General features: G+C 43.6%; 3 protein-coding genes. All 3 read right to left on the bottom strand.

What is annotated here, in order from left to right:
* A partial coding sequence (locus NSP_RS12020) for a beta strand repeat-containing protein (protein WP_017804098.1) occupies positions 1 to 4,975 on the bottom strand: 4,975 nt, incomplete at its 3' end.
* A gap of 199 nt (positions 4,976 to 5,174) precedes the next feature.
* On the bottom strand, positions 5,175 to 5,306 hold the full coding sequence (locus NSP_RS27230; protein ID WP_267897115.1) for a hypothetical protein: 132 nt from the start codon (positions 5,304 to 5,306) through the stop codon (positions 5,175 to 5,177).
* 147 nt (positions 5,307 to 5,453) lie between these two features.
* A partial coding sequence (locus NSP_RS12015) for a glycoside hydrolase family 18 protein (RefSeq protein WP_044482763.1) occupies positions 5,454 to 7,736 on the bottom strand: 2,283 nt, incomplete at its 5' end.

The following is a 7,736-nucleotide window of genomic DNA, read 5'->3' as shown; positions in this document are numbered from 1 at the left end:
TGGTGTTGTTGGTAATATTGTAACTACCAATGTCCAGTTTTTTCCAGGTGTTACCGGATAGTCCTAGTTCAGTTTTATCAGCAGAGATAGTGAATTCATTTGTGACATTTTGGGAGGCGGCGGAAAGAGCGTATTCGTTGCTATTACCGTTGATGTTGACGCTGATGTTATTCTGATTCTCGTAGAGTTGGATATTGCGGAACTGACCATTACTATCAGGTGAGGCTACATCATGGTCATTGGCAAAGGTGAGGTAGTTGAAATCTCCGGTGAAGTAATCTCCTACGGTAATACTGTAAGATTGCCAACCAGAACCAGTGCTATAGTTTTTAAAGTTATTTAGTCCCCAATTTTGAGTTCCACTGAGTTGGAATAAGTTTTGGGGGTTATTGACTACATCATTGTCAGTATCAAAACCAATACCGTGAATTTCTCCTCGTTTGCTGCTTTGGAATTCAAATTCCAGGATGGTGTTGTTGGTAATATTGTAACTACCAATGTCCAGTTTTTTCCAGGTGTTACCGGATAGTCCTAGTTCAGTTTTATCAGCCGAGATGGTGAATTCATCTGTGACATCTTGGGAGGCGGCGGAAAGAGCGTATTCGTTGCTATTACCGTTGATGTTGACGCTGAGGTTTTTATTCTCGTAGAGTTGGATATTGCGGAACTGACCATTACTATCAGGTGAGGCTACATCATGGTCATTGGCAAAGGTGAGATAGTTGAAATTGCCCGTGAAGTAATCTCCTACGGTAATACTGTAAGATTGCCAACCAGAACCAGTGCTATAGTTTTTAAAGTTATTTAGTCCCCAATTTTGAGTTCCACTGAGTTGGAATAAGTTTTGGGGGTTATTGATGACATCATTGTCAGTATCAAAACCAATTCCGTGAATTTCTCCTCGTTTGCTGCTTTGGAATTCAAATTCCAGGATGGTGTTGTTGGTAATATTGTAACTACCAATGTCCAGTTTTTTCCAGGTGTTACCTGCAAGTCCTAATTGAGTTTTATCAGCCGAGATGGTGAATTCATCTGTGACATTTTGAGAGGCGGCGGAAAGAGCGTATTCGTTGCTACTACCGTTGATGTTTAAAATGACTTTATTTACATCATCATTTTCAATGGTTCCTGTGGCGGTAGCAGTGGTGATAGTTGCTGCATTACTAGGGTTGGATAGGGTGACAGTGAAGGTTTCATCTGCTTCAATGCTGGTATCACCACTGACGTTAACTGTGATGATCTTGGAGGTTTCGTTAGCTGCAAAGGTGACAGTACCTGTTGGTAATGTTCCTCCAAAGTCGGCGGCGTTGGCGGGATTGGCTCCTGTGCCTGTAACTGCCCACTTGACAGTATTTATACCCGTGGTGTTACCAGAACGGGTGACGCTGAAGGTGAAGGCTTTGCTTCCAGAGTTACCTTCTGTTTGCACCGCGTTGCTGGGGGCGATCGCTAAGGTTGAAGGTACACTCTTGTAGTCGAAGTAGCTGGCTGTTAGACTTAAGTCTGTGCGATTTCTAATAATGGCGATGATTTCATCGATTTCGGTTCCGGGTTTGTCGATTAAAATTTGAGTATCTGTACCGGAAACACTAAGAAGATAATCTACACCTGCTTTGAGTTGAATAATATCGCCTTCAGCCTCATTAAAGTCGGCGATTTCGGCATAGTCGTTATTACCGTTTGTGGCAGCGTTGCCGTCATCATAACCTATCCAAGTGGCATCACCAATGATGAAGCGATCGCTCCCACTGCCTCCTGATATGTAGTCTATTTCCCCACTATCACCCCCACCATTGAGGATGTCATTACCACTCCCACCATCAAGGTAATCGTCATCACCCCCACCATTGATGGTGTCGTTACCATCTTGACCAATGAGGTAATCATTTCCTGCATGACCTGAGATGGTGTCATCACCATCTTCACCATAAATGGTGTCATTTCCTGCATCGCCATTGATGGTGTCATTACCACTCCCACCAATAAGGTAATCGTCATCACCCCCACCATTGATGGTGTCGTTACCATCTTCACCATAGAGGTAATCACTTCCGGCATTACCTGAGATGGTGTCATTTCCCGCACCACCACTTATATAATAATCACTGGTGGGACTTCCGACGATGATGTCATCAAAGTTAGTACCTCTGAAGTAGTCAAAGTTTTCAATGGAGGTGAATGTATCGGTTTCTGTTCCCACAACAATACTGCCATTAACTGTGGCACTGTCATAGGTCATCGTTAATCCCACTAAGCGGTCACTATAGTCCGCAGCATACCTGTCAGTACCACTCCCGCCATTGATGGTGTCGTTGCCAGCATCACTGATAATGGTGTCATCACCATCACCACCATTGAGGATGTCATTACCATCACCACCAGAAAGGGAATCATTTCCTGCATCGCCATTGAGGATGTCATTACCACTCCCACCATCAAGGTAATCGTCATCACCCCCACCATTGATGGTGTCGTTACCATCTTGACCAATGAGGTAATCATTTCCTGCATGACCTGAGATGGTGTCATCACCACTCCCACCATAAATGGTGTCATTTCCTGCATCGCCATTGATGGTGTCATTACCACTCGCACCATCAAGGTAATCGTCATCACCCCCACCATTGATGGTGTCGTTACCATCTTCACCATAGAGGTAATCACCTCCTGCATTACCTGAGATGGTGTCATTTCCCGCACCACCACTTATATAATAATCACTGGTGGGACTTCCGACGATGATGTCATCAAAGTTAGTACCTCTGAAGGAGTCAAAGTTTTCAATGGAGGTGAATGTATCGGTTTCTGTTCCCACAACAATACTGCCATTACCTGTGGCACTGTCATAGGTCATGGTTAATCCCACTAAGCGGTCACTATAGTCCGCAGCATAATACCTGTCAGTACCACTCCCGCCATTGATGGTGTCGTTGCCAGCATCACTGCTAATGATGTCATCACCATCACCACCATTGAGGATGTCATTACCACTCCCACCATCAAGGTAATCGTTATCACCCCCACCATTGATGGTGTCGTTACCATCTTCACCAATGAGGTAATCATTTCCTGCATGACCTGAGATGGTGTCATCACCACTCCCACCATCAAGGTAATCATTTCCTGCATCGCCATTGATGGTGTCATTACCACTCCCACCATCAAGGTAATCGTCATCACCCCCACCATTGATGGTGTCGTTACCATCTTCACCATAGAGGTAATCACCTCCTGCATTACCTGAGATGGTGTCATTTCCCGCACCACCACTTATATAATAATCACTGGTGGGAGTTCCAACGATGATGTCATCAAAGTTAGTACCTCTGAAGTAGTCAAAGTTTTCAATGGAGGTGAATGTATCGGTTTCTGTTCCCACAACAATACTGCCATTACCTGTGGCACTGTCATAGGTCATGGTTAATCCCACTAAGCGGTCACTATAGTCCGCAGCATACCTGTCACTACCACTCCCGCCATTGATGGTGTCGTTGCCAGCATCACTGCTAATGGTGTCATTTCCATCACCACCATTGAGGATGTCATTACCACTCCCACCATCAAGGTAATCGTCATCACCCCCACCATTGATGGTGTCGTTACCATCTTGACCAATGAGGTAATCATTTCCTGCATGACCTGAGATGGTGTCATCACCACTCCCACCATAAATGGTGTCATTTCCTGCATCGCCATTGATGGTGTCATTACCACTCGCACCATCAAGGTAATCGTCATCACCCCCACCATTGATGGTGTCGTTACCATCTTCACCATAGAGGTAATCACCTCCTGCATTACCTGAGATGGTGTCATTTCCCGCACCACCACTTATATAATAATCACTGGTGGGAGTTCCGACGATGATGTCATCAAAGTTAGTACCTCTGAAGGAGTCAAAGTTTTCAATGGAGGTGAATGTATCGGTTTCTGTTCCCACAACAATACTGCCATTACCTGTGGCACTGTCATAGGTCATGGTTAATCCCACTAAGCGGTCACTATAGTCCGCAGCATAATACCTGTCAGTACCACTCCCGCCATTGATGGTGTCGTTGCCAGCATCACTGATAATGGTGTCATCACCATCACCACCATTGAGGATGTCATTACCATCACCACCAGAAAGGGAATCATTTCCTGCATCGCCATTGAGGATGTCATTACCACTCCCACCATCAAGGTAATCGTCATCACCCCCACCATTGATGGTGTCGTTACCATCTTGACCAATGAGGTAATCATTTCCTGCATGACCTGAGATGGTGTCATCACCATCTTCACCATAAATGGTGTCATTTCCTGCATCGCCATTGATGGTGTCATTACCACTCCCACCAATAAGGTAATCGTCATCACCCCCACCATTGATGGTGTCGTTACCATCTTCACCATAGAGGTAATCACTTCCTGCTAATCCTTCAATTAAATCATCTTGATCTGTGCCGGTAATATAATCATTCCCCTGGGTTCCCTGGAAATTCTGCTGCTCGACCTCGATCATCTGCCCATCTAAAGTGATTACAGCCCAGTCATTTTCTGTTCTGAAATGCTGTAACTGGTCATTTGAAAGACTTTCACCCAACACCAGCGCCGCAAAAATAGCCCCTTCATCTCCAGCGCTATCTGTGAGGTTAATTTGAGCATCTACAAAATGCCCAATTTCTTCTAACAGGGTACTAACCAAGTTTTCTGGTGTGGCAGTTGCAACATAATTAGCTGATAAATAAATCTTATTTGTGTTACTGGCATAAGCTGCATTCGCACCACCAAGAATACTACTATCAAGAATTTCTATTTGGGGAAGTTGACTAAAATCACCAGCTTGCCATTGTAAACGCAGACTCTGCGCGACACTGCGGTCGTATTGTGTGCCAAAAGCAGTATCAAACAGATTCCAGAATTTATCTACACCAGACAAGGCAGTGAGTTCGTTGTAGGTCAGCGTTAGCGCGGGTTGGAGTAAAAGATTCATAAATTTAATAGAAATTGTGAAATAAGAGACGCACGTGCGTAAAATCTCACATTAACAGAAACTTTTTATCTATCTAAAGATAGATTTTTCGTATGAAAACTAGAAGAATCGTTACGGATTTTTGAAGATACACGGGTCAAGTATAAACAGACTAAAATCCTTGCCGACTCGGAAAATACAGTAGATTAATGGGGCATTACTAAGCGATCGCTTTTGGAGAATGTGGGATGCGATCGCTGTGTTGGAGAATGTGGGATGAAGGGCGATCGCTTTTGGGAATGTGAGAGGGCGATCGCTTTGGTAAAATAGCAGAAGGCAAGATTAATGACATGAAATGATCGCACTCCTATCATTCCCGAATGCGATCGCTCCACTCACTGTAGGCAGCTTACCCAGGGGAATTGAGCAGCAGAGTTAGTCGTAATTCTTAGAATCCCCCAGCTTTAGTCGTAACCGTAGCTAGGGGAATATTCAAATACTAAATGCCCAAGTTTGTAGCAGCAGCACTGATTAAGGAATCAGGATGAGTGATGGGCAAATCACCTGTGATTTCCCAGAAGAACGCACCACCAATTCCCTGCTGTTTAACGTAATCAGTTTTGCCCAAAATTGATTCCTTATTTTCGTAGGTGCTGAACACCTGTGTTTGAGAACTGTAGATGTGGGGAACTTTGGCACTATCATCCCAGAAAGATTCATAGCCATCTGTCCCTAATAGATTATAGAGTTCCTGATAGGTGGGAAGATTGTCGCTACCAGTACCTGACTGAAATAGACCATCATTGTTGCTACCAGGATTAACTCCAGTCCAGGTGCGTCCATAAAGTGGAGCGCCCAAGACAATATCCTGAGCGGGAACCCCAGCATCCAGATAATGTTGAATTGCCCAATCAGTATTGACTTTGCTGGCGTTATAAGTGTTATCGTTTGTGCTTTTATACAAAGCCGCCTGATGGTTGGTGCTGTTCTCCCAAGAACCGTGGTAGTCATAAGTCATGACATTGATAAAGTCCACATAGTCGGAAGTTGCTTTCAAGTCTTGTGGGCTGAAATCGTAAGGGTTAACCGCATAATCAGATGCTGATAAGTGGTAAGGAGAACCAGAGAAAGCTGTAGTGAGGAGATATTGCTTGCCGTCATTTTGAGATGCTTGATTTATTTGTTGCCGCAATTGTGCCAGCAATTGGATGTAATTCTGATTTTCATTGGCTTCAGGAAACTCCCAGTCAATATCAATGCCATCAAATCCATTAGTCTTCATGAATTGGATAGCAGACTGAGCGAAGTTGGCTCTAGATGCTTGAGTATTTGCGGCTGATGGGAAATCTCCTTCTGCAGCACCGCCAATGGAAACGAGGATTTGCAGGTTGGGATTTTCAGCTTTGAGGGATTGAAGTAAATCAATATCTCCATTGAGTCCATCTGCATATAGACTAACGTTACCGTCTGGATCTACATCTGCAAAAGCGTAGAACAAATGGGTGAGTTGATTAACCGGAATTTCCTCTGGGTTAGTATTGCTATCAATTCGCCAAGAGGGTATGTATCCACCCAGAATATAATCTGGACTAACATCATCAGCTTCGTAGAGTTGGATATTGCGGAACTGACCATTACTATCAGGTGAGGCTACATCATGGTCATTGGCAAAGGTGAGATAGTTGAAATTGCCCGTGAAGTAATCTCCTACGGTAATACTGTAAGATTGCCAACCAGAACCAGTGCTATAGTTTTTAAAGTTATTTAGTCCCCAATTTTGAGTTCCACTGAGTTGGAATAAGTTTTGGGGGTTATTGACTACATCATTGTCAGTATCAAAACCAATTCCGTGAATTTCTCCTCGTTTGCTGCTTTGGAATTCAAATTCCAGGATGGTGTTATTGGTAATATTGTAACTACCAATGTCGAGTTTTTTCCAGGTGTTACCGGATAGTCCTAGTTCAGTTTTATCAGCAGAGATAGTGAATTCATTTGTGACATTTTGGGAGGCGGCGGAAAGAGCGTATTCGTTGCTATTACCGTTGATATTGACGCTGATGTTATTCTGATTCTCGTAGAGTTGGATATTGCGGAACTGACCATTACTATCAGGATTAAGTACATCATGGTCATTGGCAAAGGTGAGGTAGTTGAAATCTCCGGTGAAGTAATCTCCTACGGTAATACTGTAAGATTGCCAACCAGAACCAGTGCTATAGTTTTTAAAGTTATTTAGTCCCCAATTTTGAGTTCCACTGAGTTGGAATAAGTTTTGGGGGTTATTGACTACATCATTGTCAGTATCAAAACCAATACCGTGAATTTCTCCTCGTTTGCTGCTTTGGAATTCAAATTCCAGGATGGTGTTGTTGGTAATATTGTAACTACCAATGTCCAGTTTTTTCCAGGTGTTACCGGATAGTCCTAGTTCAGTTTTATCAGCAGAGATAGTGAATTCATTTGTGACATTTTGGGAGGCGGCGGAAAGAGCGTATTCGTTGCTATTACCGTTGATATTGACGCTGATGTTATTCTGATTCTCGTAGAGTTGGATATTGCGGAACTGACCATTACTATCAGGTGAGGCTACATCATGGTCATTGGCAAAGGTGAGGTAGTTGAAATCTCCGGTGAAGTAATCTCCTACGGTAATACTGTAAGATTGCCAACCAGAACCAGTGCTATAGTTTTTAAAGTTATTCAGTCCCCAATTTTGAGTTCCACTAAGTTGGAATAAGTTTTGGGGGTTATTGATGACATCATTGTCAGTATCAAAACCAAT

Origin of the sequence: Nodularia spumigena CCY9414, from assembly GCF_000340565.2 — a bacterium.
GTDB classification, from domain to species: domain Bacteria; phylum Cyanobacteriota; class Cyanobacteriia; order Cyanobacteriales; family Nostocaceae; genus Nodularia; species Nodularia spumigena.
This window is presented reverse-complemented; position numbering and strand designations above follow the sequence as displayed.

Coding starts and splice junctions, on each gene's coding strand:
- NSP_RS27230 (WP_267897115.1), bottom strand. CDS start 5,306: ATGTCATTAATCTTGCCTTCTGCTATTTTACCAAAGCGATCGCCCTCT.